The organism is Thermomicrobium sp. (genome assembly GCF_053493975.1).
Genome location: NZ_JBRBZA010000033.1, coordinates 1 through 24,465 on the forward strand (window position 1 = coordinate 1; position 24,465 = coordinate 24,465).

The 24,465-nt window shown below is 66.0% G+C and carries 18 protein-coding genes; 8 read left to right on the forward strand and 10 right to left on the reverse strand.

Going from position 1 to position 24,465, the window contains the following annotated elements; all coding sequences use genetic code 11:
* Window positions 1–77: 77 nt before the first annotated feature.
* Complete coding sequence (locus tag ACWIVK_RS06175) at window positions 78–941, reverse strand: glycerophosphodiester phosphodiesterase (RefSeq protein WP_448575711.1); 864 nt, start codon at window positions 939–941, stop codon at window positions 78–80.
* A gap of 202 nt (window positions 942–1,143) precedes the next feature.
* Here ACWIVK_RS06175 and ACWIVK_RS06180 point away from each other — a divergent pair, with 202 nt between their 5' ends.
* The 3 genes from ACWIVK_RS06180 to ACWIVK_RS06190 all read left to right on the forward strand — a co-directional run bounded on the left by ACWIVK_RS06180 (window position 1,144) and on the right by ACWIVK_RS06190 (window position 4,397).
* Window positions 1,144–2,091 carry a carbohydrate ABC transporter permease gene (locus tag ACWIVK_RS06180; RefSeq protein ID WP_448575712.1) on the forward strand — a complete coding sequence of 316 codons (948 nt, stop codon included), beginning with the start codon at window positions 1,144–1,146 and terminating at the stop codon, window positions 2,089–2,091.
* Window positions 2,084–2,926 carry a carbohydrate ABC transporter permease gene (locus tag ACWIVK_RS06185; RefSeq protein WP_448575714.1) on the forward strand — a complete coding sequence of 281 codons (843 nt, stop codon included), beginning with the start codon at window positions 2,084–2,086 and terminating at the stop codon, window positions 2,924–2,926. The genes ACWIVK_RS06180 and ACWIVK_RS06185 overlap by 8 nt, the downstream gene beginning before the upstream one ends.
* Window positions 2,927–2,987: 61 nt before the next feature.
* Complete coding sequence (locus ACWIVK_RS06190; protein WP_448575715.1) at window positions 2,988–4,397, forward strand: ABC transporter substrate-binding protein; 1,410 nt, start codon at window positions 2,988–2,990, stop codon at window positions 4,395–4,397.
* A gap of 410 nt (window positions 4,398–4,807) precedes the next feature.
* Here ACWIVK_RS06190 and ACWIVK_RS06195 read toward each other — a convergent pair whose 3' ends face one another.
* From ACWIVK_RS06195 to ACWIVK_RS06210, 4 genes are all read right to left on the reverse strand, one after another.
* Window positions 4,808–5,323 (reverse strand): NUDIX domain-containing protein, encoded by a 516-nt coding sequence (locus tag ACWIVK_RS06195; RefSeq protein WP_448575716.1) that lies wholly within the window; start codon window positions 5,321–5,323, stop codon window positions 4,808–4,810.
* Between the two features lie 4 nt (window positions 5,324–5,327).
* Window positions 5,328–5,723 carry a hypothetical protein gene (locus ACWIVK_RS06200; protein WP_448575717.1) on the reverse strand — a complete coding sequence of 132 codons (396 nt, stop codon included), beginning with the start codon at window positions 5,721–5,723 and terminating at the stop codon, window positions 5,328–5,330.
* 247 nt (window positions 5,724–5,970) lie between these two features.
* Window positions 5,971–6,354 (reverse strand): regulator, encoded by a 384-nt coding sequence (locus ACWIVK_RS06205; protein WP_448575718.1) that lies wholly within the window; start codon window positions 6,352–6,354, stop codon window positions 5,971–5,973.
* Complete coding sequence (locus tag ACWIVK_RS06210) at window positions 6,351–7,250, reverse strand: KaiC domain-containing protein (protein WP_448575720.1); 900 nt, start codon at window positions 7,248–7,250, stop codon at window positions 6,351–6,353. Before ACWIVK_RS06210 ends, ACWIVK_RS06205 begins: the two co-directional genes overlap by 4 nt.
* A 224-nt stretch (window positions 7,251–7,474) precedes the next feature.
* On the opposite strand from ACWIVK_RS06210, the gene ACWIVK_RS06215 reads away from it, so the two are divergent.
* Window positions 7,475–9,148: an FAD-dependent thymidylate synthase gene (locus ACWIVK_RS06215; RefSeq protein ID WP_448575722.1), complete on the forward strand. Its 1,674-nt coding sequence runs from the start codon at window positions 7,475–7,477 to the stop codon at window positions 9,146–9,148.
* Window positions 9,149–9,814: 666 nt separating this feature from the next.
* On the opposite strand, the gene ACWIVK_RS06220 is transcribed toward ACWIVK_RS06215, so the two are convergent.
* Both ACWIVK_RS06220 and ACWIVK_RS06225 read right to left on the reverse strand, forming a co-directional pair.
* Window positions 9,815–10,198 (reverse strand): hypothetical protein, encoded by a 384-nt coding sequence (locus ACWIVK_RS06220; protein ID WP_448575724.1) that lies wholly within the window; start codon window positions 10,196–10,198, stop codon window positions 9,815–9,817.
* A gap of 22 nt (window positions 10,199–10,220) precedes the next feature.
* Window positions 10,221–10,655: a hypothetical protein gene (locus ACWIVK_RS06225; RefSeq protein ID WP_448575726.1), complete on the reverse strand. Its 435-nt coding sequence runs from the start codon at window positions 10,653–10,655 to the stop codon at window positions 10,221–10,223.
* 454 nt (window positions 10,656–11,109) lie between these two features.
* Between ACWIVK_RS06225 and ACWIVK_RS06230 the strand changes: the two genes are divergently transcribed.
* From ACWIVK_RS06230 to ACWIVK_RS06245, 4 genes are read left to right on the forward strand one after another with little or no spacing between them, the layout of a single operon-like run.
* The gene (locus tag ACWIVK_RS06230) at window positions 11,110–14,184 is read left to right on the forward strand and encodes a DUF499 domain-containing protein (protein ID WP_448575728.1); all 3,075 of its coding nucleotides are present in this window, start codon (window positions 11,110–11,112) and stop codon (window positions 14,182–14,184) included.
* The gene (locus ACWIVK_RS06235; RefSeq protein WP_448575729.1) at window positions 14,181–14,804 is read left to right on the forward strand and encodes a DUF3780 domain-containing protein; all 624 of its coding nucleotides are present in this window, start codon (window positions 14,181–14,183) and stop codon (window positions 14,802–14,804) included. The genes ACWIVK_RS06230 and ACWIVK_RS06235 overlap by 4 nt, the downstream gene beginning before the upstream one ends.
* An 18-nt stretch (window positions 14,805–14,822) precedes the next feature.
* Entirely contained in the window at window positions 14,823–17,762 is a 2,940-nt protein-coding gene (locus tag ACWIVK_RS06240) for an anti-phage-associated DUF1156 domain-containing protein (protein WP_448575731.1), read from the forward strand.
* Window positions 17,763–17,774: 12 nt separating this feature from the next.
* On the forward strand, window positions 17,775–20,477 hold the full coding sequence (locus ACWIVK_RS06245; RefSeq protein WP_448575732.1) for a phospholipase D-like domain-containing anti-phage protein: 2,703 nt from the start codon (window positions 17,775–17,777) through the stop codon (window positions 20,475–20,477).
* A 537-nt stretch (window positions 20,478–21,014) separates the two neighbouring features.
* On the opposite strand, the gene ACWIVK_RS06250 is transcribed toward ACWIVK_RS06245, so the two are convergent.
* The 3 genes from ACWIVK_RS06250 to ACWIVK_RS06260 all read right to left on the reverse strand — a co-directional run bounded on the left by ACWIVK_RS06250 (window position 21,015) and on the right by ACWIVK_RS06260 (window position 24,349).
* Entirely contained in the window at window positions 21,015–21,590 is a 576-nt protein-coding gene (locus ACWIVK_RS06250) for a Uma2 family endonuclease (RefSeq protein ID WP_448575734.1), read from the reverse strand.
* A 156-nt stretch (window positions 21,591–21,746) separates the two neighbouring features.
* A complete protein-coding gene (locus tag ACWIVK_RS06255) occupies window positions 21,747–22,568 on the reverse strand; it encodes a YihY/virulence factor BrkB family protein (protein ID WP_448575735.1) in 822 nt (273 codons plus the stop codon).
* Window positions 22,569–22,672: 104 nt separating this feature from the next.
* Window positions 22,673–24,349 carry a trypsin-like peptidase domain-containing protein gene (locus ACWIVK_RS06260; protein ID WP_448575736.1) on the reverse strand — a complete coding sequence of 559 codons (1,677 nt, stop codon included), beginning with the start codon at window positions 24,347–24,349 and terminating at the stop codon, window positions 22,673–22,675.
* Window positions 24,350–24,465: the final 116 nt, after the last annotated feature.

Genomic DNA, 24,465 nt, shown 5'->3' on the forward strand with positions numbered 1-24,465 from the left:
GAGGAGCGGGACGCGCGGGCGGATTGGCCGAGCGTCCACCGGGCCTCTCGGTGTCGTGCTGGGGACGCGTCCGCCGCTCAGGGGGTGACGGGGCGCGCAGCCGTAGCGCCGACGGCGCGCTCGAGGGCGCGGCGGGTCGCCTCCGGATAATCGGTGATGATCCCGTCGACGCCGAGCACGACCAGCTCCACTGCCCGGTCAGGGACATCGACTGTCCAGACGTTCACCGGCACGCCGGCCTGGTGCGCGGTGGCGATGACCGCAGCGCCGTGCTCGTCGAAGCCGACGTCCATCGGGTGGAAGGCGTCGTACCCGCGGTCGAGCGTGCTGCGCAGCTGCTCGGGCAAGGGAGCGAGCGGCAGGGTGCACAGGGCCACTGCCAATTCGGGGTCGAGGCGGCGGACGGTGTCGAGCACGGCGCTATCGAAGGAGGAGACGAGGAGACGCGTGCGGAGGTCGGGGCGCTGGCGTACCAAGGCGACGACGCGCTCGGCGATCACCTGCCCGCGCTGACGGTCGGCGGGATCCCACGGCGCCGACTTGATCTCGGCGTTGACCACGACGTGGCTCGGCAGAGCGGCGAGCACTTCCTCGAAGGTCGGGATGCGCAGCCCGAGACCCCGGAAGGGGTACGTCGCCCCGCGATCGGTGGTGAAGGCGTAGCCAGCGTCGAGCAGGCGCAGCTCGGCCAGCGTGTGCTCGTGGATCAGGCCGTGCCCGTTGGTGGTGCGCTGGAGCGAGGCATCGTGGCAGACGACGATGTGCCCATCGCGGGTGAGGCGGAGATCGCACTCGATCCCATCCGCCCCTTGCTCGACGGCCAAGACGAAGGCGGTCAGCGTGTTCTCCGGTGCCAAGCCGGAGGCTCCCCGGTGGGCGATGACCCACGGGCGGGTCGACCGGTTCCGGAAGATTTCGTGTCGCAGTTCGCTGCTCTGCATCGTGGTCGCTCCTTTCCTCCCAGTTTCCCCCTGTTCGCTATCATTTTCTCGCACACTCACGAGCGATTCGTGACCGAACGATTGCGATACGCGCGTGCATGGTCGGCAGAGCGCCGATCGGTAACCGAATTGCAACATACCTGGGGGGACTATGTCGTATCAATCCCGCGGACCGGAAGCGGGGGACGGTCAGGAGCGAGCGATGAAGGTGCTGGAACGGACCGAGACAGCGACGCAGGTACGGCCCTTGACCGGAGCGCGACTGGAGCGGCTGCGCCAGGCGCTCGGCGAGTGGCCGCTCTTTTGGCTGCTCGTCGCGCCCAACTTGATCCTGCTGGGTGTCTTCACCTACTGGCCGCTCGTCTACAACGCCTACCTGAGCCTGATGAAGTGGGACCTGATCAGTCCGGTCAAGATCTTCGTCGGCCTGGAGAACTACCGGTTCCTGCTCGAAGACAGCGAGTTCCGCGAAGTCGTGCGCAATACGGTCGTGTTCACGCTGGGCACGGTAGGCGGGACGATGCTGCTCGGGTTGGCGTTCGCCCTCTTGCTCGATCAGCCGCTGCGCGGGCTGGCGCTGGCGCGCGGCGTCGTCTTCGCGCCGTACGTCTTGAGCGGCGCGGCGGTCGCCGTCTTTTGGGTCAACATGCTCAACCCGCGCTTCGGCCTGGTCGCCCAGGTGGCGAGCTGGTTGGGGACGATCTCCCCGGACTGGCTCAATCACCCGCAGTTGGCCATGGTCGCCGTCATCCTGGTCTACGTCTGGAAGAACGTCGGCTTCAGCACGATCGTCTACCTGGCCGGCTTGCAGCGGATTCCCCAAGAGCTGTACGAGGCGGCGACGATCGACGGGGCAGGGGCGTGGCAGCGGTTCCGCTCCATCACACTGCCGCAATTGGGGCCGATCACGCTCTTTCTGCTGGTCGTCTCGACGATCGCCTCGTTCCAGGCTTTCGACCTGATCCGCGTCCTGACCGATGGTGGGCCGGTCAACGCGACCACGACGCTCCTCTACTACATCTGGGAGCAGGGGTTCGTCGCCTTCAATGCCGGGCGGGCAGCGGCCGCCGCGGTGGTGCTGTTCGCCCTCTTGGCGGTGATCAGCTGGTTGCAGGTGCGGCTCGGCGAGCGGAGGGTCTCCTATGACTAAGCGGCGCAACTGGCGACGAGCGATGGCGACCGGCCTGCGTGGCCTGCTGGTCGGTTTGGTGGTGGTGATCATGGGGTTGCCGCTCTATTGGGTGGCGACCGGTGCGCTCAAGACGAACCAAGAGATCTACACCTTTCCACCGGTCTGGATACCACGCGAGCCGCAATGGGGGAACTTCGTCGAGGCGTGGCAGGCCGTTCCCTTCGGACGCTTCTTCGTCAACAGCATCGTGACCACGCTCGGAGCAGTGGCGCTCGAGCTCCTGTTCGCGCTCCTCTCAGCCTACGCGCTCGTCTTCGTGCGCGCGCGGGGAAAGGGGTTGGTCTTCGCCGTGGTGATCGCGGCGCTGCTCGTCCCCGGAACCGTGACGCTGCTCCCCAACTATCTCACGGTGGCGCGTCTAAAGTGGATCAACACCTATCAGGGGCTGATCATCCCGGTCGCTGCTGTCGCCTTCGGCGTGTTCCTGTTCCGGCAGCACTTCCTGACTCTGCCGCGCGATCTCCTCGATGCGGCGCGGCTGGACGGCTGCGGTCATCTCGGGCTCCTGCGGCACGTCGTGGTGCCGCTCTCGCAGCCGGTGATCGTGACCTTTCTGGTGATCTACCTGGTGGCGCACTGGAACGACTTCCTCTGGCCGCTGGTCGTGACCAACCGCCTAGAGTGGCGCACGGTGCCGGTCGGCGTGGCCTATCTCTACCAGGTCGAGGGTGTGCAGAACTGGGGTCCCATCTTGGCCGGCACGGTCATGGCGCTGGTACCGATGCTCGTCGTCTACGTGGTGGCCCAGCGCTGGATCGTCAAGGGAATCGGAGGTGGTGCGCTGAAGGGATGACGCGCGGAGCGATCGGTTCGACGAGTCGGCGAGGTCGGAAAGAGTACGGAGGAGGAACGCGATGCACAAGAGCTTGACTCGACGACGACTGCTCGTTGCCCTCGGCGAGCTTTCGAGCGCGGCCTTGCTCGCAGCGTGTGGCGGGACGGAGGCGACGCCGACGCCAGCCCCGGCGGCAGGCACCACCGCCCAGCCGAGTCCCACCCCCGCGGCAGCGGCGGCGAGCCCGACGGCGCCCGCAGTGGTGACGTCGCCCGGCTCGACGGTGAAAGTCGTCTACTGGGGCTCGTTCAGCGGAAACTTGGGTGAAGCCGAGCAGGGGATGGTCAAGCGGTTCAACGAGTCCCAGAAGGACGTGGTCGTCGATTACCAGTACCAAGGGAACTACGAGGAAACGGCGCAGAAGCTGACCCAAGCGCTCGCGGCTGGGACCACGCCGGACATCGTCTTGCTCTCCGACGTGTGGTGGTTCAAGTTCTATCTCAACGACGTGCTGCTCCCGCTCAATGACCTCTTCGCTGCCAACGGGATCGATACCAAGGACTACGTCGATCCGCTGATCGAGGAAGGGACGCGCAAGGGAGTCATCTACTGGGTGCCGTTCGCCCGCTCGACGCCGCTCTTCTACTACAACAAGCAGGTCTGGCAAGAGGCCGGGCTGCCCGATCGGGGCCCCGGGACCTGGGCCGAGTTCCTCGAGTGGGTACCCAAGTTGGTCAAGAAAGAAGGAGACAAGACGACGCGCTACGCCTTCGCCCACCCGAGCGCGGCGTCGTACATCGCCTGGCTCTTCCAGCCGGTGGTCTGGCAGCACGGCGGACGGTACTCCGACCCGGACTTCACCATCCGCATCCAGGAGGATCCGGCGGTCGAAGCAGGGCGGCTCTACCTCGCGTCCGTGCGAGACGGCTGGGCGGTGCCGACCAAGGACATCGTGGCTGACTTCACGAACGGTGCAGCAGCAGCCATGATGGCCTCGACTGCCTCGCTGCGCGGCATCCTCAAGACGGCTACGTTCCCGGTCGGGACGGCCTTCTTGCCGGAGGGACCGAAGGGGTTCGGCTGCTGCACCGGTGGATCTGGCCTGGCGATCCTCAAGAACAAGCCCAAGGAGATCCAGGAAGCAGCCTTCAAGTATCTGGCCTTCGCGACTGACCCGGAGAACACCATGTGGTGGTCGCAGAACACGGGTTACATGCCGGTCCGCAAATCGGCGACCGCCAGCCAGGAGATGCAGAACTTCTACAAGGAGAACCCGAATTTCAAGACCGCGGTCGAGCAGCTGCCCAAGACACGGCAACAGGATGCAGCACGCGTCTGGATCCCGAACGGCGACCAGATCATCGGCAAGGGACTGGAGCGAGTGACCGTGCAGCAGGAGGATCCGGCCGGTGTCTTCGCTGAGGTGGCCAAGACGCTCGAGCGCGAGGCCAAGCCAGTGGTCGAGCAGCTGAAGCGCCGCGAGGGATGACGGTTAGCGAGCCGGAGATCGCCCCGTCCGGAACCTGGGCTTCCGCGCGAGCGGGAGCCCAGGTCTTTTCGGCGGGTGGCGATCGGTCGCACCCGGCGGCACGCTCGGTGCCAGGATCGAGCGAGCGGGAATGCTGGACCGGTCCGCGCTGACGGCAGCGGGGCCGGGCGGTGCGGCGGGATGCCGAGTTGGGAGGTGCTCGCGGCGCGGGGGGAAACGGGCTCGGGAGGGCTACGTTCCTGGCGAGCGGCGACTCGAGGCCGGCCGCACGCGTCCGGTTTGGCCTGGCCGATGTGTCCTGATGGCCCGAGCGGCCCGGCAGGGGTCGGGCGGGGCGGCGGGTGCAGTCGGCGGCGGCACGCGATGATGCGCAGTGGACACCCGGGGATCCTGCGGTGAGGACTGGCCGATCAGGCCCAGGTGACGGCGACGACGCGCCCCTCCTCATCGCAGCGGGCGATGCCCAGCTTGACCGGCTCGCTGCCGGTTGGATCGCGGGCGCGATCGGCGACGAGGTGGGGCAAGACCAGACGCGCGTTGTCGACCAGCGGGAGCGTCGCAAGATCGGCAGGCGCGACCCAGTGGAGCGTTCCTTCGCGACTCGGCGGGAGTGCGAGGGGGCCGGCGAGTTCGCCGGTGAAATAGAGGAGCAGTTCCAGTTCGGCGTCTCCCGGACGGTGCTGCAGGAGGACGCGGCGCAGGACGAGTGGAGGCAGGTCGTGGGGCGGAACTCCGATCTCTTCGGCGAGCTCTCGCCGAGCGGCGCTCGCCAAGTCAGCCAGCTCGGCCGGCTCGACGCGCCCTCCGAGGCCGGTCCACTGGTCGGGGAAGCGGTGGCGCCAGGCATGGCGGTGGAGAAGCAGGCAGTGCTCACCAGCGAAGAGGAGCGTCACCGTGAAGACTGTCAGTGCGTTCGGGGCAGGCATCGTCTCAACAGGAGGGGCCGGGCGGGAACGAGCTGCCGGACTCAGCGAAGGGATCCCAGCGCAGTGCCTCGTCGACCGAGTCGAACCAGGTGATGGCGGCGCTGTTGACCACAGCGATCACCGAGTCGCCCTGGAAGAAGTAGCGGAAGTAACCGGGCTCGATCGCCTGGACACCGGGCGCACCGCGCAGGAGCTCGATCAGCTCCGGCTCGTCAGGAGTGGCGACGAGCGTCTGGTCAGCGGCGCAATCGGCGTAGCGATTGGTCGCCAGATAGGTCAAACCGGGAATCGGCGGGAGCGGCTCGGTATGCTCGACGATCCAGTACAAGGGTGGCTCGATCAGCCAGCCGAGGTCCTCGTCCGGTGGTAGGCCGTCCCAGGTTTCGATTTCGCTCGTCATCCGCACCGTCCCGTCGCGTCGATCGGCGCGTCGGCCTGGTCTGCCTGAGCATAGCACTCCGGTCGCTGCCTGCAAAGAGGGAAGATCGTCCTCGGTACCCAGGACTTCCGGGCCGGATCGAGACGACCGTGCCGGAACGGTCGCTCGGCCAGACCCGCTCGCGAGGAAGCCAGGCGCCAGGAAGGGCGATCGACGCTGTCGCCCCGCCGACGTCGCCGCTGTGCTGCTCGTTGCCGAGTTGGCTCGATCACGGCTGGAGCGTTCCGCTTTCCTCCTCGCGGCGGAGGGCCTCCAGGGCGAGTTTGGCCAGTCCACCGGCGATGTGGACGTTGTGCTCGCTGGGTTCCTCGCCGCGGAGGCGCTCCAGCACGGCTGCCTCGGGAGCGCGCAGGAGATGGCGCACCGCCGCGCTGGAGACACCGAGGAACCGGGCGATCTCTTCGGCTGGCCAGTGATGCTCTTCGGCGAGGACCACCGCGTAGGCTGCTTCCATCAGACTGGGTAACCAGGTGAGCCGACGCAACTCGACGAGCTGACGTGGTCCGCCGACGAGCTCGATGGCTTTGAGGAAGACGCGGAGCGCGCGCTGATCGATGTCCGGTGGCTGCGGCGTGACCTCGATCGGTGTCATTCCACCTCCTCCTCTCCGGTGCGGACAGCTGCACTGCGCGCGAGGTCGCTCAGCCGCGGTCCGATCCGCACCAGTCCTTCCGGGGTGATCTCGAGTAGGTGCGTGGCCGTATCGTGGCCGCTCATTCGGCAACCATCGATCCGGAAGAGCCGGACCGTCTCGCCGATCGGTGTCCGGTACAGTTTCGCCTGTTGGTAGGACAAAACAGGTTGCTTGGCGAGGACGAGCGAGCCATCGAGGATGTGACCGACGGCGAATCCGCCAGCAGCTTCGGCGGTGAGGAGTTCGTGTCCACTCCGCTTTTGGGAGACCGCCAGTGCGGTCTGGTGCCATTTCTTGAGAAAGAGGTACAGAGGGCGCACGATTTCGCGTGCCTGCATCTCGCGTGCCTCGTAGAAGCCGGTGAGCGAATCGATGACCACGGCCTGGGCATGGTAGGTGCGGATGGCGAAGGCGAGCGTGCTCAGGAGCGTTCCCAGATCGTGCGCCAAGCTGGTGTGCGTGGCCGCGTCGATCAGAATGATGGCGCGGTCGATCGCCTCGCGGGGTACCCCCATCGCCTGCGCGCGGAGCTGGAGACTGCCAGCGACGAACGGCCCTGGTGCCTCGGTCGTGAGGAAGATGCAGGGCTCACCCCGCCGGGCTCGCTCCACCGCGAACTGCTCGACCATGAGACTCTTGCCGGTATCGGATACCCCCGTGACCTGGAGGACCGCGTAGCGTGGGATACCGCCCAGGACACGCCGCACGGCCTTCCCCTCGCGCCACTCGGTGACGAAGAAGAGTTCGTCGAGGCCCGGTACTCCGGTCGGGACACCCTCGAGCTGGGGTACGCGCTGGGCCAGTTCCTGCAACGGTGTGACCGCTTCGACGAGCGGTTCCTGTCGTTCACGCATGATCGAGTGCCTCTCCTCCTTTTCCCGCCCTCGCGCGGTATCGACGCACCCTCGCCACCTCGGCCGGTCCCTTCCATCTTACTGCTGGTTGCACCAGGAAACGCCGGAGGAGTGCGGTCGCGTGAGCGGTGCCTGTCCGGACACCCCTTGCGGTGTACGTACACTCATGGTAGGCTTCGAAAGCGCGCGGCGTACACTCGTGGTGGTCGAGAGGAGGGGCGGCGATGGCGACGCGGTGGGTGGAGTCGCTGGCGGTCGAGTTTCCGTTCCGGTCACCGCCACCGACGGTGCGACTGGTGCGGAGCGAGTCGGCGGCGCACCCCTTCGCCCTGACGATCGCGGCTGCCTGGTCGTGTTACGGCGCGCGGCCGGCGAGCGTCGAGCGCGTGGTCGAACTCTTCAGCGGCAACGGGGAGGCGGCCAAGGCAGCGCGGCGCGAGCGGGCTGCTGCGCTCTATCCTGACCTCTTTGCGGCCGGCCATCACACGACCTTCCAGCATGCGCACTTCGTCTTCGTCTTGGATGGCGTCTCCCGCCTGGCGATCTGGTCGTTCTTCCACCATCATCCCTTCTACAACTCGGAGCAGGTCTCGCAGCGCTACCGCGAGGTGACCGGCGCGACGATGGTCACGCCGGAACTCCCCGAACCGTTGGCCGCGCTCTACCGAGCGGCGATGGAGCGAGCGCTCAGTGGCTACCGCCGGCTCGTCGAGCTCCTGACGCCCGATATCGCGCGGCGCTATGCCGAGGTGTTCCCGGCAAGGATACGCAGTCAACGGCCGGACGTGCAGCAACGCGTCCAGACGGCGATCCAGCGCCGGGCGCAAGAGGTGGCCCGCTACGTTCTGCCGCTGGCGACACCGGCGCATCTCTACCATACGATCAACGGGCTCACGCTGCTCCGCTATTACGCGCTCGCCAACCAGCTCGACGTCCCGCGCGAGGTGCGCTACGTCGTCAACCGGATGGTCGAGGAGGTGCTGGCGGTCGATCCCAACTTTCTCGGTGCGCCGGGGCATCCGCTCGATCCGCAGGTGCTGGCGCTCGAGGACACGCTGGAGTATCGGGCGCTCCGGAAGTTCGCGGACGCCGTCGAGCGGAGCGCGAGCGAGGCGTTCTTCCGCGAGTTCGACGCGGCGCTCGGGCCCTCTCACTCGCGGCTCGTGGCCTACACGCCCGATGCCGAGCGTCTGCTCGCTGATGCGGTGCGGACCGTGCTCGGCCGTGCCGAGAGCGAGCTCGACGACGACACCGCCATCGCGCTGGTGCTCGACCCGGCGCGCAACCACTATCTAGGGCACCCGCTGTACCTAGCGATGCATTCCAAGCTGATGCAGACGCTCAACCACGTCTCCTTCACCTTCCAGAAGCGGATCAGCGGGGCGGAGGACGCGCAGAACCAGCGGCACCGCGGGACGCTGAGTTCCGGCCCGATCCTGCTGGCGCATCTGCGTCCGGAGCCGGACGTGATCGTGCCGGAGGACATCGCGCGGGTGCCGGCAGCGCTGGAGGAGTACTGGGCGACGATCCGAGTGCTTTGGGAGACGAAGAACCGGTTGCTCGACGCTGGCGTGGCGCCGGAGTACGCGCTCTATCTCCTTCCCAACGCGCATCACGTGCGGTTCTACGAATCGGGGACGCTCCTCACCTACTTCTGGAAGTGGGTCAAGCGGCTCTGCTTCGACGCGCAGCGGGAGATCTGGGAGACGGCCCGGCAGGAGACCGAGCAAGTGGCGCGCGCGTTGCCGCGGATCGGGCGCTTCGTGATGCAGCCGCCCTGCGTCCTGCGTGACCGCGCCGGGATCCATCCGCCTTGCCCGGAAGGCGAGCGCTACTGCGGCGTGCCGGTCTGGCGCGGTTACGACCCGACGATGCTCCGGGCGCGGCGCGTGCTGTAGCGAGGAGAGGGGCAACTGACCCCCTCCCCCGGTTGCGGGTCGTGTGTCCGCGTGTGCAACGGCTATTCCGGTTCGGTTGGCTCGTGATCGGTGAGGGGCTGGAGTAGCGGGAGTTCGCTGTCCAGCTCAGTGCAGATGCGATCCGTCTCCTGTCTGTCGCTTCGGTTTCACCGGTGCTCTGTCGTAGGCACCTTGGGGTGTGTAGAGCCAGAAGTTCAGTCGACATGCCGGATCCTTCGTGCGCAGTCCTCCGCTGGTATCCAGAGAGGCGTCCAGGCGGTGCTTGGAACATGCCGCGAGCACAGCATCCAGAATGGCGAAGCGCAGGAGTGTTCGCTTCGATGTCTGTGAGGCTGGATCGCTCTCCGTTGCCAAGGGCAGCCTGATCTGTCCCCGCTGTTCCTTCTGCCAGTCTCGAAAGGCCGACCACTGCTCGTACGCGAATGTTGCCAGTCCAGCGAAGAGGTCGGCGAGTATCGAGATCGGCGTGTCAGCCGACGAGACAGGCCTGAGCTCGGCGATACGCAGGCGGGTTACTGGCCCGAGCAGTTGCCCTGGCCGCTGCCGATACCAGCGAGCGATACCGCGGCGAAGCATGCGGTGCAGGGCTTGCCAGTCGACTCCGTCCTGCTGGTCCGGATAGATCGCCCAGCACGCTTCGGCCGGTCAGCGTTGGGTCAGGACGACCATGCAGATACGGTACAGCAGTCGCTGCAGGTTGTTGAGATCGTCGCGTCGTCGCACTTTGTGGCGGGAATCCTCGATATCCCAGATCAGCACATCGACACGAAGCTGATCCTGAGCGATCAGGCGGAGAGCCGTGCAGAGGAGGTCGAGCACCGCATCGCGATCCTGGTCGCGGTCAATCTTTGACCATTTCAGCTCTCCCGTGATCCCTTGGTCGGAGAGGATCTCCCGGATGACCCGCTCGATGTCTGCCTGCCACTGCGCTACCAGTGTGACGAGACCAATCGCTCGGTAGCGACCGGTGTTCCAGTGCGATTCGTCGGTGAAGGCGAGATGTGTGATGGGCTCACAGGTTGACTTCATGGCGTTGCACTCCGACGATCCATCAAAAGGACAAGTCCAGGCTCGAGGAGTGATGACGGCCTGCGGGGTCGTCCCATGCTACAGTGAACTTTGTCGGTTGTGGGCCACCGAGGTCGAGAGCCAACCGAAGCTGTGCAGTCTGACCCGGTTCCAATGCATGAGGAATAAGGGAAGTTATCTTCATCGATCCGACGGCCTGACGTGCCTTCACCTTTTCGCCGTCGAGGAGCAGACGGATGTTCTCGGCCTTCGCCTGCCTCGCGTTGTGCAGCTCGATGCGATAGGGGTCGCCTCGCCGGGACAACCCGGAAACTTCCGGATACTCGACGAGCTTCGCCTGCACGAACGCCCGTCGCTCCAGGGCGCGTTCGTGCCGGTAGCGCAATGCCGTGAGGACAGCCGTGATCGTTGTCGCGGCGGCAGTCATAAACGCAGCGACCAATTCGAACATGTTCATGCGGTACCTCCTGGTCGAGAGCGTTTGAGATGGTCGGTTGCTTCGCAATGTGTACGTACACCCCCTCCCAGAGTCTACCGGATAATCTCTTCTACCGTCAACGATACACCCAGCTGGCACGCTGCTGATCTGCTGCCGTGTGCTGCACACACGCATGACTACCCCGCACTCGAGCGGGCCGCGTTGCGGCAGCCCGCATCAGCGTCGTGTTTAGTACGGAAGGACTACGTTCGATCGAGAACGAGCTGAGGCGGCACATTGCGTGGGGATAAAGCGCTCTGAATGGTCAACGATCAGTCACGTGCGCCGCTGGAACGGCAGAAACGCGCTGCGTGGACAGGGTTCCCTCCGACCTCGCGCCCGCCCCGGATCCGGTTTATCCTATCTCTACTACCGATAGGTCCTGTTCGGTGGTGTCTTACAAGGCTGCAGCGATGGTGGGGTAGGGCGAACGATGGCCAAGACGCTCGCTGAGCTGTGTATTCCACGCGAATGGGTGTTCGATCCAAACGTTCGTGACACGGTCCATGACATCGACGAGCTGGACCAACTCGACCCGGAGCGCTTCTTCGCCGAGAACTATGTGACTGAGGGGATGCGGCAACTGCTCAGCGAGGCCTTCAAGCGTCTGGAGGGGCGGACCGAGAACGCTTCCGGTATCTTCTTGCTCTCGCAGTCCATGGGTGGTGGCAAGACGCATAACCTGCTGGCACTTGGGCTCCTCGCCAAGTATCCCAAGTGGCGGGAGCCGGTCATGGGCTCCTTCTATCGACCAGGACCGCTCGGGTCGGTCCGGGTGGTTGCCTTCAGCGGACGGAAGACGAATACCCCCTACGGTATCTGGGGCGAGATCGCTGAACGACTGAACCGGCGGGAGGTGTTGCGCGACTTCTACAGTCCGCTCCGGGCACCGGGTGTGGAAAACTGGGTCGAACTCTTGCGGGGTGATCCGGTTCTCCTGCTCCTGGACGAGTTGCCGCCCTATTTCCAGGCTGCGCGAGCGATTCAAGTCGGGCAAACGACGCTCGACCACCTGACTACCGTCGCTCTCGCCAATCTCCTGGTCGCCGTCGCGAGCGGAAAACTCCCGAACGTCTGTGTCGTCCTCACCGACCTGCGTGCCCAGGCCTACGAGGCGGGGAGCACGGCAATCTCGGAGGCGCTCCGCAATCTGGAGCTGGAAGCGAACCGCACTGCAACGCGGATCGATCCCGTTCGCTTGAATACGGCCGAGTTGTACGCGATCCTGAGACAACGACTCTTCAAGGCCCTTCCCGCGGATGCGGAGATCAGCGAGGTTGCAGACGCCTACGCCCAGGCACTCGAGCAGGCGCGCGTGCTCGACTTGACGGCGTTCTCGCCACAGGCCGTGCGGAGCGAGATCCTGTCTTCGTACCCCTTCCATCCGGGGATCCGCGACCTTTTCGCCCGCTTTCGCGAGAACCCTGGCTTTCAGCAAACACGCGCGCTGATTCGCATCATGCGGATTGTCGTCGCGCAGTTGTGGTCGGCGGGCGCCGCGCATTACAAGTTTCTGATCAGGGCTGATGACGTCGACCTCAGCCGCTCGGACATGATCAGTGAGATCCGGCAGATCAATGCCGCACTCGAGAACGCGATCGCCCACGACATTGTCGATGAGCGGGGTGGCGCGGTTGCCCAACAGATCGACGCTGAACTCGGTGGGAGCAGTGCTCGTGATGCGGCAACGTTGATTTTCCTGTCCTCGTTGTCGCTGGCAGTCAATCCGGTCCTCGGGTTAGATCGGTCGGAGATCTTCGGCTATCTGGCCGAACCGGGTCGTGACCTTACGCAGGTGCGAGAGGCTCTGGATCGTCTCCAGCAGCGTGCCTGGTATCTCCATCCGACGGCAGCTGGGAAGCTGCTCTTCAAGAACGTCGAGAACCTGAACGCGAAACTCGAAAGTTACGCGAGCGGACTACGCGACGAACGCGAACTCGAGCTCCGGGACCGCATCTGCGAGATGTTCGCGCCGAAGGTCGGCAACTGTTACCAGGTCGTGGAACCGTTGCCAGCGCTCGATCAGATTCAGCTGAGTCCGGAACGGGTGACGCTGATCGTCTTCCGACCACTGCCGACAGCTCTGGACGAGGTACGACGCTGGTGGGAAAACCAGCAATACAAGAATCGAGTCCTCTTCCTCACGGGGACGCCCTCCGGTTACGAGCGCGTGATCGAGCGCGCGGCCTATCTCCGAGCCATCCGGCAGATCCTGCAGGAGTTCAAGCAGCAGAATCTTCCGGAGACCGATCCGCAGTTCATCGAGGCGCGCAAGATCGCCGAGCGAGAGGAGAGCGCGTTCTACCTGGCTTGCCGCGAAACCTTTCAGATCCTCTACTACCCGCACCGGACCGGGCTCGTTCAGGTCGAGCTCGACCCGCGGTACGTCGCGAACCGTTACGAGGGAGAACAGCAAATCGTGGAAGCCCTCAAGGCGGTCGGAAAGTTCCGTGAGGATACTGGCCCAGACTCGGTGGGGTTCCGGCAGCTCCTCGAGAGCCGCCTGTGGCCGGAGGGGCAAAAGGAAGTGCTCTGGTCGGAGATCAAGCGGCGAGCGGCAACGGACGCCGGCTGGGTACTCCATCACCCGCGGGCGCTCGACCACCTCAAGGATGCGCTCGTCCAGCGAGACATCTGGCGCGATATCGGTGGGGGGTACATCCAGCGTGGGCCGTTCCCGAAGCCGAAAACGTCGGTACAGGTCCAACGTCTCTTCCGCGACCACAACACCGGCGAAGCCAACCTCCGCATCCAACCCTTGCACGGAGACACGATCTACTATAGTTTCGACGGCCCTCCCACCACGCAGTCGGCGAAGCTCGAGGGTAACCAGCTCACGACCCGGGCATTGCGCATCTGGTTCCTCGCCGTCGACTCGCGAGGGGAGCACGAGACCGGCGAGCCGGTGTGCTGGACGAACGACCTGGAAGTTAAGTATCGCTTCTACCAGCAGGGTGAGCAGCGGATGTGCGAACTCCGCGCTATCCCCGAAGGGGAGATCCGGTACACGCTCGACGGTTCCAGTCCTGAACGCAGTGGGATCCGCTATGAGGGGCCGTTTCCGGTCCTGTCGAATACACGGACGATCCTGGCGCAAGCCGTCGCCGACGGGCTGCGCTCTCCTGTCCTCCAGATCGATGTGCCGATTGACCCGATTGGACCGACCGTCGATCCGCGCAAGCCAGCGCTCTGGCGGCGTCGTCACAAGCTGGACGACACGGGGGACACCTATCGCTTCCTCGAGTCGATCGAGCGGCACGGGGCGCGCTTGCGCGGTATCACTGCGATCGTTGCCCGGGAACAGCGCTGGCTCCAGCTGAGCGCTGACCCGCAGACCGAGTTCACCGCGTCCCAGGTACGGGAGATGTTGGAAGCGTTGCGCCAGTATATCCCGAGCGGACTGGTCACGCTGGATGCCGAGCAGGTCTGGACCGAGACCGGACAACAGCTGCTCGATCTCGTCGCCGACTTACGGACAGAGCTCCGGTCGGAGGAGGTCCAGCAGTGACGCGCCGACGACAGATCTACGATTTCGGCTTCGATCCGAGCCAGGGCGGTCATCACTTCGAGCTGAGCGACGAAGGTGAGTCGGTGACGCTCGTCGAGTGGTTCGCCTGGAACGGGTCTGACCGAGGGGAAGAGGAGCCACTGCTCCCTGCCCCGGAACCGAAGGTGCATCTGGACCGCTATCGCTGGTCGCGGATCGCGGCGGCGGTGGCCGACGAGTTCAATGCTCGTCTCCGGCGAGCTGGACTGCGCCCGGCTACCTGGAAGACGCGGACGCTGCTCGCACCGCACTTCGGGAAAGAGCTGGCCTTGTTGATGTGGGCGGTCGAGGACGTCGACCCGTCGCTCATCCCCAATGTCATCGTGAACTGGCGCGGCTTCGCCCCGGAGGAGCGCTGGTGGCTCTACACGACCATCAACGCGACGGCCGGGCACCCGGAGCACGGGAAAGACCGCGGCTGGCGCAAGGCGATCCGGATCGCACTCGCCGAAAACCCCACCGACGGGACGCCGTCCTCGGCGCTGCGCGAGCTCGCACCGCTGCTCGAGGCGCAGGAGCGCCGGAGTCGCCGGGAGCGGCGGCGCCCCGAACAGCCGCGCCTGCCGCTCGGTGAATCGTGACAGCTGAGGAGGGGACGGATGCAAACGGGGGAAGGGCCGAACGCTGCTCCACACCCGGCAACCGAGACGGTGCGAGCCCAGGGCGATGCGCCTGCGTTCATCGAGGTGCAGTTTCCGGTCAGCAAGCTCTCCAAGGAGTGTTACAAGGAGCGCAAGGCTGGCTCTGGCCAGACCTTGAATCCGCTCGGCAAGTGGTGGGGGCGCAAGCCGCTCGTCCTGGTGCGGGCCATCCTGCTCGGACTCCTGATGCCGGCCACCGACGACCCGCTCGCTGACCGCGAGGTCTTCCTCGCCGCGCTGACGATGGACGACGACGGGATGCTCCGCCGGTTCACCGGTCAAGCGAGTCCTGCCGACCTCGCTCCGTTCTGTACCCCGCGCGAGCGCGCCGAGTACTTCGTGAGCGAGCACGGGAAGTTGAGCTGGAGGCCCGGGCTCTCGGCGGCCGACCGCGAGCACCTCAAAAGGCGGGCCTTCCTCCGCATGGGCTACGACGACCGGCTGCGCTTCTGTCTCCGGCCGGAGGAGATCGATGGACCGAGCGCGGCAGCCTGGGAGCGGATCAACCGGCACCTGGGCACGAACGCCCGCAGCCTGCCCGACCTCGTCCGTCAGCTGGGTGAACGACGCTTCGGGCACGTGCCGCGGGTGGGTGACGCCTTCTGCGGTGGCGGGAGCATTCCATTCGAGGCGGCCCGGCTCGGCTGCGAGGCCTATGCCTCGGACTTGAACCCGGTCGCGGTGCTGCTTACCTGGGGCGCACTGGCGCTCACCGGCGGCGGGCCGGAGGTCGTCGAGCGCGTGACCGCGGCCCAGCGTCGCGTTTTCGAGGACGTGCGGCAGCAGGTCGAGGCCTGGGGAATCGAGCGGAACGAGGAGGGGTGGGTCGCTGATGCCTACCTGTACTGTCATGAGGTGCGCGACCCGCTGACTGGCTGGTGGGTACCGCTGGCGCCGACCTGGGTGATCTCCAAGAAGAAGCGGGTGGTGGCGAAATTGGTGCCCGATCCGGTAACCAAGCGGTTCGCCATCGAGATCCACGAGGGAGCGAGCGACGCCGAACTCCGCCGGGCCGAGGAGGATGGAACCTGGGCCAGCGGCGTGCGCTGTCCAGTCGACCGCGACGGAAACTGGCTGCCGCCGGCCCAGCGGCAAGTGACGAGCGCCGAGCAACTCCGCGGCCGGACCGGCCTGCGGCCGTGGGAGAACGACGACCTGGTTCCACGCCCGGACGACGTCTTCCAGGAGCGACTCTACTGCATCCGCTGGATCGATCCCAAGACGGGCGAACGTTTCTACCGCGCGCCGACTGCGGCCGACCTGGCCCGGGAGCAGCGGGTGGTGGAACTCGTGCGCGCGCGCTTCGCCGAGTGGCAGAACAAGGGCTACCTGCCGAGCGCCCGGATCGAACCAGGTTACAACACGGATCAACCGATCCGGGAGCGCGGTTGGACACACTGGCACCACCTGTTCAACCCCCGGCAGCTCCTGCTGCACGGCCTCTTGGCCGAGCGCGCGGCCCACGAAGCTGGGCTCGAGGCGGCAGCGCTCCTTTTGATGCTCGGCCGCGTCGCGAACTGGAACAGCAGGCTGAGTGTGTGGGACAGGGGTCGTGAGACCGTTCAGCAGACATTTCTCAACCAGGCACTGAACACGCTCGTCGACTATGCCTGCCGTGCCATAGGCAATCTCGAAACCGCCTTCTGCGCCCAACTCGCTGTTGCGCCGGTGGCCGGCCCGTACCACCTACAGCCAGCCGATGCCCGTACCGTGGACTGGGAGGCCGACATCTGGATCACCGATCCCGGTTATGGCGACAACGTGAACTACCATGAACTCTCCGAGTTCTTCCTGGCCTGGTACGAGAAGCGGCTCCCCCAGCTCTTTCCCGGCTGGTACGCCGATAGCAAGCGGGCGCTCGCAGTGAAGGGTGAGGGGGAGTCGTTCCGCCTGGCGCTCGCGGAGTGCTACCGGAACCTGGCGCGCCGCATGCCGGAGGACGGCTACCAGGTAGTCCTGTTCGTCCACCAGGATCCGGAGATGTGGGTCGACCTCACCCTCGTGCTGTGGGCAGCAGGCCTCCAAGTGACTGCCGCCTGGACGGTGCTGACCGAGACCACGAGTGGGATCCGCTCCGGCAACTACGTCCAGGGGACGGTGCTCCTCGTCCTGCGGAAGCGTCAAGGCGACCGCCGTGGCGAACTGGTCGATCTGTACCCGGAGATTCGGGCTGAGGTCGAGCGCCAGCTGGAAACGATGCTCGCGCTCGACCCGAAGGAGGATCCGAACTTCGGCGACGCCGACTACCAGCTCGCCGCCTACGCGGCTGCCCTGCGCGTCCTGACGAGCTACAGCGCGATCGGCGATCTCGACGTCGAGCGCGAGTTGCGGCGCCCCCGGACCCGCAGTGAGGTCACACCGATCGGCCGGATCATCGAGCAGGCCGTACGGATCGCGACTGACTACCTGGTACCCGACGGGCTCGAGCGGACCGTCTGGCGGCAACTCAGCCCGGAAGAGCGACTGTACCTCAAGGGGATCGAGATCGAAGCCCACGGTGAAGCACGCGAGGGGGTCTACCAGGAGTTCGCCCGGACCTACGGTGCGCGGGAGTTCCGTTCGCTGCTCGCGAGCCGGTCTGCCAACCGCGTGCGTCTCAAGACACCGTCGGAGTTCGGCAACCGTGAGTTACGACCGATCGGGCAGGGCGGGTTCGGTGGCACGCTTCTCCGTCATGTGCTGTTCGCGATCTACCGGACTGCCAGTGATCCTGGACAGGACCCGCGTCCAGCGCGTCAGTACCTCCGGCAGGAAGTGCCCGACTACTGGCAGGCGCGGCAGGCAATCATCGCGCTCCTGCAGTATCTCGGTACGAAACCGGTGGGCCTGGCGCACTGGCAGCCCGACGTGCAGGCGGCGCGACGGCTGAAGGCTGTCGTGGAAGCGGATACCCTCTAACGGAGGCTGCCGGTGCTGTTGCGCTATTCCTCCCGACGCGCACCGCTCCGTGCCTTTCTCACCGAGGCCCTGGACGGTGCACTGGCATACGATCGGATCGCTGGTTTCTTCAGTTCCTCGATCCTCGAGGTAGCTGGAGAGCCGCTGGAGCGGATGGCACCCGGTGCGCGGGTGCGTGTCGTCGCCAACTCCGCGTTGCAGCCGCTGGACGTCGCGACGGCACGGGCGGCGAAGGCCGCGATGTACGCTGAGTGGTGCCAGGCACTTCCGGAGTATCTCCCACCCCGGTTGAAGGAGCGGCTGCGTCGCCTCTACACGTTTCTGGCGAGCGGTCAACTCCAGGTCCGCGTCTTGCCCGATGCCTATTTCGGTCTCATCCACGGGAAGGCCGGCGTGATCACGCGAGCCGATGGCTCGCAGATCGCGTTTCTAGGAAGCGTCAACGAGTCACGGGAAGCGTGGGAGGTCAACTACGAACTCCTCTGGGCTGACGACTCGGAAGCCGGTGTCTCCTGGACGATAGAGGAGTTCGAGGCGCTCTGGTACCACGCTGGTGCCGTCGATCTGGCTGATGCCGTGGTGCGGGATATCGAGCGCCTGACGCGCCGGATCGTGGTACCGAGTATCGCCGAGTGGCGTGAGCAGTACCGAGCGGAGCCGGCCGCTGCGGCGGTGGAGCTGCCGGTCGCTCGCCAGGGAACGGGCTTGTGGGCGCACCAGAAGTACTTCGTCAAGCTCGCGTTCGACCTGCATCGCGAGCGTGGGGCCCGACTCCTCCTGGCGGACGAGGTTGGGCTCGGCAAGACGGTCCAGCTCGGGCTCGCGGCCAAATTGATGGCTCTCTGGGGTGGTGGGAATGTCCTGGTGCTCGTCCCCAAGCCCCTTCTCTGGCAGTGGCAAGACGAACTGTGGGACTTGCTCGCGGTGCCCTCGGCGGTGTGGACAGGCCGGGGTTGGATCGACGAGAACGGCGTGGACTATCCGGCGAATGGGCTGGAGGGACTGCGCCGTTGCCCACGAAAGGTGGGAATCGTCTCGGCTGGGCTCATCACGCAGTCCGATGAGGCTGCCGAGATCCTGGCTAGCCTCCGCTACGAGTGTGTGATCCTCGACGAGGCACACCGGGCGCGACGCCGAAACCTGGGTCCATCGCATCGCAACGAGAAGGCCGATCCGAATAACTTGCTCCGCTTCCTGCAGCGTGTAGCCGAGCGGACGCGGAGCCTGCTCCTCGCAACGGCGACACCTGTGCAACTGGATCCGATCGAGGCCTGGGATTTGCTGGAAGCACTCAATCGCGGTAACGAGACCGTCCTCGGAAGCCGGTACAGTCGATGGCTCACTCGCCCGCGTGAGGGGCTGGACTATGTGCTCGACCGGGCGAGTCCGCCGGACGACGTGCGGGAAGTGTGGGAGTGGGTCCGCGATCCGTTGCCGCCGGCGGGCGAGGGGCCAGTCTTCGCTATCCTCCGCCGGTCACTCGGGATGAACGAGACGGAAAGCTGGGCACCGCCGGAAGCGTTCGATCGTCTCGCTCCACCAGCGCAGCATCAGCTCGAGCGCCTCGGCCGCGAGTTCTTCCGGAACCACAATCCCTTTGTTCGACATATTGTCCGGCGAACGCGCGAGTTCTTGGAGCAGACCATCGACCCCAACACAGGTGAGCCCTATCTCACGCCGGTACGGGTCCGCCTGTTCGGTGAAGGGGAGCATGATGCGCTCTTGTTGCCGCCGATTCTCAAGGATGCCTATGAGACTGCTGAAGAATTTTGTCAGGAAGTGGCATCGCGCCCTGGGCTCAATTCGGGTTTTCTCAAGACGCTCCTCCTGCGCCGGGTGGGAAGCACGATCGAGGCGGGGAGGTTGACCGCACTGCGACTCCTCGAAGGTGGTGAGCAGGCCGATGAAGACGAGGAGGAGGAACGCCCCTCGCTCCTCTATCCCCTCACCGAACGGGAGCGGGACTTGCTCGAGCGCTTTCTCCGGTTGCTGGAAGCGGCGAGGGAGGAAGACCCAAAGTTGCAAGCGGTCACCGATTTGCTCTGCCGCGGTGTCGACGATACCGGACCGTGGCGGTCTCTCGGCTGTATCGTCTTCAGCCAATATTATGACTCGGCGCAGTGGCTCGCGCGACGCCTCTCCGAGCAGCTTCCCGAGGAGGAGATCGGCCTGTATGCTGGCTCGGGCAAGTCGCAGCTCTTCCAAGAGGGAACTGCGACGCGCGTTGGCCGGGATGTACTCAAGGAGCGTGTGCAGCGGGGGGAATTACGCATTTTGGTCGGGACGGACGCTGCCTCGGAAGGGCTCAATCTGCAGCGACTCGGGACACTCATCAATGTGGATCTGCCGTGGAATCCGACCCGTCTCGAGCAGCGTAAGGGGCGAATCCAGCGGATCGGTCAGCCTCGGGCGGTCGTTTTTCTCTGCAACCTGCGCTATCGGGGATCGGTGGAGGATCGGGTGCACCAGCTTCTCTCGGATCGGTTCCGTGCGATTCACGATATGTTCGGTCAGCTCCCCGAGACACTGGAAGATGTATGGATCGCGGTCGCCTTGCACGAGGAAGAGAAGGCTCGGCACCTCATCGATGCCGTACCCCGGAAGCATCCCTTCGCGCTTCGCTACCATCAGATCACGCCAGTTTCGTGGGAGACTTGTGCAGCCGTGCTGGAGCGAGAGAGCCAGCTGGAGTTGCTGCGTCAGGGCTGGCAGTGAAGAGCGCGTCGAACAAGCGACTCGCTGAGGCTTCTGCATCCTTCGAGGTATCTCCCCTGCACTGTGGGGTGGAGCGCAGGGGCACCACCACGGAGAATTCCCGCCCCGTATCGCGCCGCAAACGCAAGCGCTACAGCAGGGTGGCGTCAGCGTCGCGGATCCAAACCTCCCTTCGTACCATGCCGCAGACGCTCGTCTCAGGCAGCGCACCCCCTGGGGGGAGCGACAGGTGGGTCGAGGCTGGAGCGGCGGCGACCACACTGCTCGATGAAGAGCCCCGCTACGCTCCGGGCGCGGCGCGTGCTGTAGCGAAAGAGGCGCGGTTGCCTCGCTGCCCTCGCGAACGACGCCAGGCGACGGGCGCTGCCGCCTCGGCGGGTCGCGAGGGAAGCTCGCTGATTCGATCTCGGCTATGGTCTCGTACTGGACCCGACACCGCGGTGCAGGGGGATAGCCGAGCGGGCGGGCGCAGGACGCGCCGTGGTCCACCCGCCGTGCTGCAACCGAACGTCTCCCACCACGGTACGGGCAACAGCGTTACGCCCCGAGGAGATCGTCGACAGCCAGCGAAATGTCCGGGAACGCCTGAGGGCTGATCCGGTCACCGGGGCGATGGACCTGGGAGTCCCGATACCCATCCTGCATCGGTGTGCGGAACACGAGCACCTGTCCGCCCGCGAGGTCGACGACCCAGACTTCGGGAATCCCTGCCCGGGCGTACAGGGGAACTTTGATGTCCCGGTCGTAGGCGAGCGTCGTGTCGCTCACCTCGACGAGCAATAGGACATCGGCCGGTCCTGGTCCGGAGCGGGCGTAGAAGTCGGCGCGAGGGCGCAAGAGGGCGAGGTCGGGCTGCGGTAGCGAGCGGTCGCTCAGCCGGACCGGTCCCTGTGGCTGGACGATCGCTTGACCGTGCAGGGCACGGACGAACAGCTCCGTCAGCCGGTTCACGCAGGCCTGGTGTGCCCAGCCGATCGGGTTCATGTCGTAGAGTTCTCCTTCGATCAGTTCGACCCGCGCGTCTTCGCGCAGGATGCCGGAGCGCACCATGCGCTCGAGGTCGTCGACCGTGAAGCGGTGCCGCGTCGGTACCGGTGGGACTGTCTGCTGCATGGTACCGCCCTCCCCGCTGGCGTCGTCTGGTCGTGGCAAGCGTAGCATGCCGGCGCGATCGTCGCTCGGCGAGACCGGTCGCCTCTGCGGGGGAGTGCGCGCCGCTCGTCCCGAAATGCACTGCTCAGCTCGAGCCTCAGGAACGACCGGGGCGGATCACCGTTCCGTCATGGTCGTGATGAGCGCTGCGCCGTAAAGCGTCAGTCCAGCCACGAGGTTCGTGGCGACGAGTATCCCGGTGACCGCGCCGAGTAAGCCGTACACCGCGCTCCCGCCCCCGAGCCACTGGACTGCGGCGGTGATCGCGAACTTCGTAGCTTCCCAGGCGAGCGCAGTGGCGAGGGCACTGCCGGTGACGAGCCGCCAGGAGGGTGACGGCGCGGGCAGGAGAAAGCGGTAGAGGAGCACGAACAGCACGAAGGAAGCGAGGAGACCGCTCCCGAAACGGAGCGCGGCCGGTAAGGCGAGAGCGATGCCACTCACGATGCCACCGACCGTGAACCAGAGGAGCGCCAGCCCGAGTACGCCGACAGTCGCCCCGATGCCGTAGAGGCGGTCGCGGACGAACGAGCCCGGCCGCTCCGGCGCTGCCACGGCACGGAGCCCGCGTCGCAGCGCTGCACCGAGTGCACTCGTCGACCAAAGGGAGAGCAGCATGGTAACCAGTGCCAGGCGCCCGCTCGAGTTGTCTGCCTGCCTCGTGAGGATACCGCGGAGTTCTGGCTCCAATGGTGCGGCTTGCGGCACCTCGGTCAGGAGAAACTGGAGAACGAGGTCGGGCGGGATCGTACCGCGCAACAGCCTGCTCGTCACGATGGCGAGGAAGAGCAGGAACGGTCCGAGCGCGAGGAGCGCGCTGTAGGCGATGGCTGACGCGTGAAGAGCCCCGTCGCGTGAACGGAAACGCAGGAACGCACGCCAGAAAACCGTCTGTCGGAACCAGCGGCGGGCTGCAGGCAGAGACGAGCGGCCTGACATCGTCGTACCTCCTCGACCGGACGACCGACTCGCCCCGAATGTCGCAGGCATGCTCGCGCTCGCCTACCTGTCTGGCAGGCGTCGGTCACGGTAAGGCAGGATGTTCAACCGGTCGTCTGCGCACGGGTCTTCCCGCTGGCTGGTACGAGCTCGACCTCCACCTCGTCGAAACGGATGGTGACCGGGACGGTGTCGAAGCTTTCCACCCAGAGACCGATCGTGCCGCTGCCGAGGAGCGGGTCCTCGAGTTCGGCGATGGTCTCGCCGGCGACGCGGAAGGTGAGCGAGCTGTCCCGGGCTGCGAGTTCGAGTTCGATCGGCTCGTCTGGCGGCAGGCTCGTCGCGAGCGGTGTGGCCGGCAGCAGCACGAACGGCTCGCCGGCGAGAGCGAGCGAGCAGAGCGCGACCAGTTGACCACCGGAGCGTACCACGATGCACACATAGAACGAACGCGATTGGTCCGGCTCGATACTGGACCGGACGAGGAGGCCGACCGCTGCCTCGTCCGGGACGGTGACTCGGGTCCGGACCCGCTGGTCGGTGCCAGGCGGGATCGTGCGGGGCTCGAGGATGCCGAAGGCTTGCGGTTGGGTCAAGGTGACCGCGTAGGCGCCGTCGGCGATCTCGCCCGAGCCGAGATCGCTCCGGCCGAGCGGCCAGTCGTCCGGCGTCGTCTCCTCGAAGGTCCAGCGGTACGTCAGCGGCTGCCCCTTGGCCGGCCGCGGCTCGACCCGGATGACGGTCGGTGTGCGCTGGCTCGGCTCACCGACGCGGATGATCGTCGTCAGAATGGTGACCTCCGCGGTGCGCGGCTGGCGGAGCTCGACCGCGAGTTCGTCCCCCTGGCGATACTGGCGGAGGGTCGCGCACACCTGACCGAAGTTGGCCACCTCTCGATCGGCGAGACGAGTCAGGAGCATGCCCGGCTCGACACCGGCGGTGGCGGCTGGCCCGCCGGGTGTGACCCCACGGACGACGAGACCGGTCGCCGTGCCGAACAGCACGGCGTTGCGGTGGGTGCTCAGCTGGATCCCGAGCCACAGGACGCCGCGTCCTTCGGCGAGCGACTGGGCGATCTGGAGCGCTGTCGCCGCGGGGAGGAAGCTGCCAGCAGGCAGGGCGAGGCCGAGCACTGCGCCGTAGCGATCAGCCATCAGGGCGCCCAAAGTGAGGTCGCCGAGCGCGATGTTCACGCCGAGTTCGTCGCGCTCGCGGTCGGAGTCGGTCGCGGTGCCGGTCGCGGCGGCCGGCAGGCTGATCGCTGGCTTGGTGGGATCACTCGCCGGGTAGCCGAAGACGAGAACGTCCTCGCCGATGTCCGGTGTCCGATCGATGGCCAAGGGAGCGAGTGGCAGTCGATGGGGGGAAGCGACCCGCACCACCGCCAGCCCATCGCACGTGCTGAGGCCGAGCAGTTCGGCTGGCTCGGACTCGCTCCGGTCGGGTGGGCGGACACGCACCTGGGTCGGCGGCTGGTCAGCGATGGGCGGAGCGACCGTCAAAATGAGCCCCGGTGCGTAGGCGACACCGGTGGTAGGAAATGGCGACTGATCGCCCAACGTGAACTCGACCAAGACGGTCGCAGGACGCAGGCGCTCCTCGACTTCTGTCCAAGAAAGCGGCTGATCGCTGGCGCGGGGTGCCGTTGGCGTCGGTGTCGACTGGTCGCGGAAGGGAAGGCTGCGGCAGGCAGTGACGAGCACGAGGAGCACGAGCAGGAGCTGAGCGGAAAGCGCTGCTCCGCGCCGCGCTCGGTTCGTCCGCTGGCTCGTCCGCCTCATCGCTTCAGCCTGCCCTGCCACGCGATCGGGTGCGGTGCTGGCCAGATCATGGCATAAGGCCGGTCGCGTGGCAAGGAACGGGCGTCGCTCCTCGACCGGCGTACCCGCTACCAGTC

Coding starts and splice junctions, on each gene's coding strand:
- ACWIVK_RS06175 (WP_448575711.1), bottom strand. CDS start 941: ATGCAGAGCAGCGAACTGCGACACGAAATCTTCCGGAACCGGTCGACC.
- ACWIVK_RS06180 (WP_448575712.1), top strand. CDS start 1,144: ATGAAGGTGCTGGAACGGACCGAGACAGCGACGCAGGTACGGCCCTTG.
- ACWIVK_RS06185 (WP_448575714.1), top strand. CDS start 2,084: ATGACTAAGCGGCGCAACTGGCGACGAGCGATGGCGACCGGCCTGCGT.
- ACWIVK_RS06190 (WP_448575715.1), top strand. CDS start 2,988: ATGCACAAGAGCTTGACTCGACGACGACTGCTCGTTGCCCTCGGCGAG.
- ACWIVK_RS06195 (WP_448575716.1), bottom strand. CDS start 5,323: ATGCCTGCCCCGAACGCACTGACAGTCTTCACGGTGACGCTCCTCTTC.
- ACWIVK_RS06200 (WP_448575717.1), bottom strand. CDS start 5,723: ATGACGAGCGAAATCGAAACCTGGGACGGCCTACCACCGGACGAGGAC.
- ACWIVK_RS06205 (WP_448575718.1), bottom strand. CDS start 6,354: ATGACACCGATCGAGGTCACGCCGCAGCCACCGGACATCGATCAGCGC.
- ACWIVK_RS06210 (WP_448575720.1), bottom strand. CDS start 7,250: ATGCGTGAACGACAGGAACCGCTCGTCGAAGCGGTCACACCGTTGCAG.
- ACWIVK_RS06215 (WP_448575722.1), top strand. CDS start 7,475: ATGGCGACGCGGTGGGTGGAGTCGCTGGCGGTCGAGTTTCCGTTCCGG.
- ACWIVK_RS06220 (WP_448575724.1), bottom strand. CDS start 10,198: ATGAAGTCAACCTGTGAGCCCATCACACATCTCGCCTTCACCGACGAA.
- ACWIVK_RS06225 (WP_448575726.1), bottom strand. CDS start 10,655: ATGAACATGTTCGAATTGGTCGCTGCGTTTATGACTGCCGCCGCGACA.
- ACWIVK_RS06230 (WP_448575728.1), top strand. CDS start 11,110: ATGGCCAAGACGCTCGCTGAGCTGTGTATTCCACGCGAATGGGTGTTC.
- ACWIVK_RS06240 (WP_448575731.1), top strand. CDS start 14,823: ATGCAAACGGGGGAAGGGCCGAACGCTGCTCCACACCCGGCAACCGAG.
- ACWIVK_RS06250 (WP_448575734.1), bottom strand. CDS start 21,590: ATGCAGCAGACAGTCCCACCGGTACCGACGCGGCACCGCTTCACGGTC.
- ACWIVK_RS06255 (WP_448575735.1), bottom strand. CDS start 22,568: ATGTCAGGCCGCTCGTCTCTGCCTGCAGCCCGCCGCTGGTTCCGACAG.
- ACWIVK_RS06260 (WP_448575736.1), bottom strand. CDS start 24,349: ATGAGGCGGACGAGCCAGCGGACGAACCGAGCGCGGCGCGGAGCAGCG.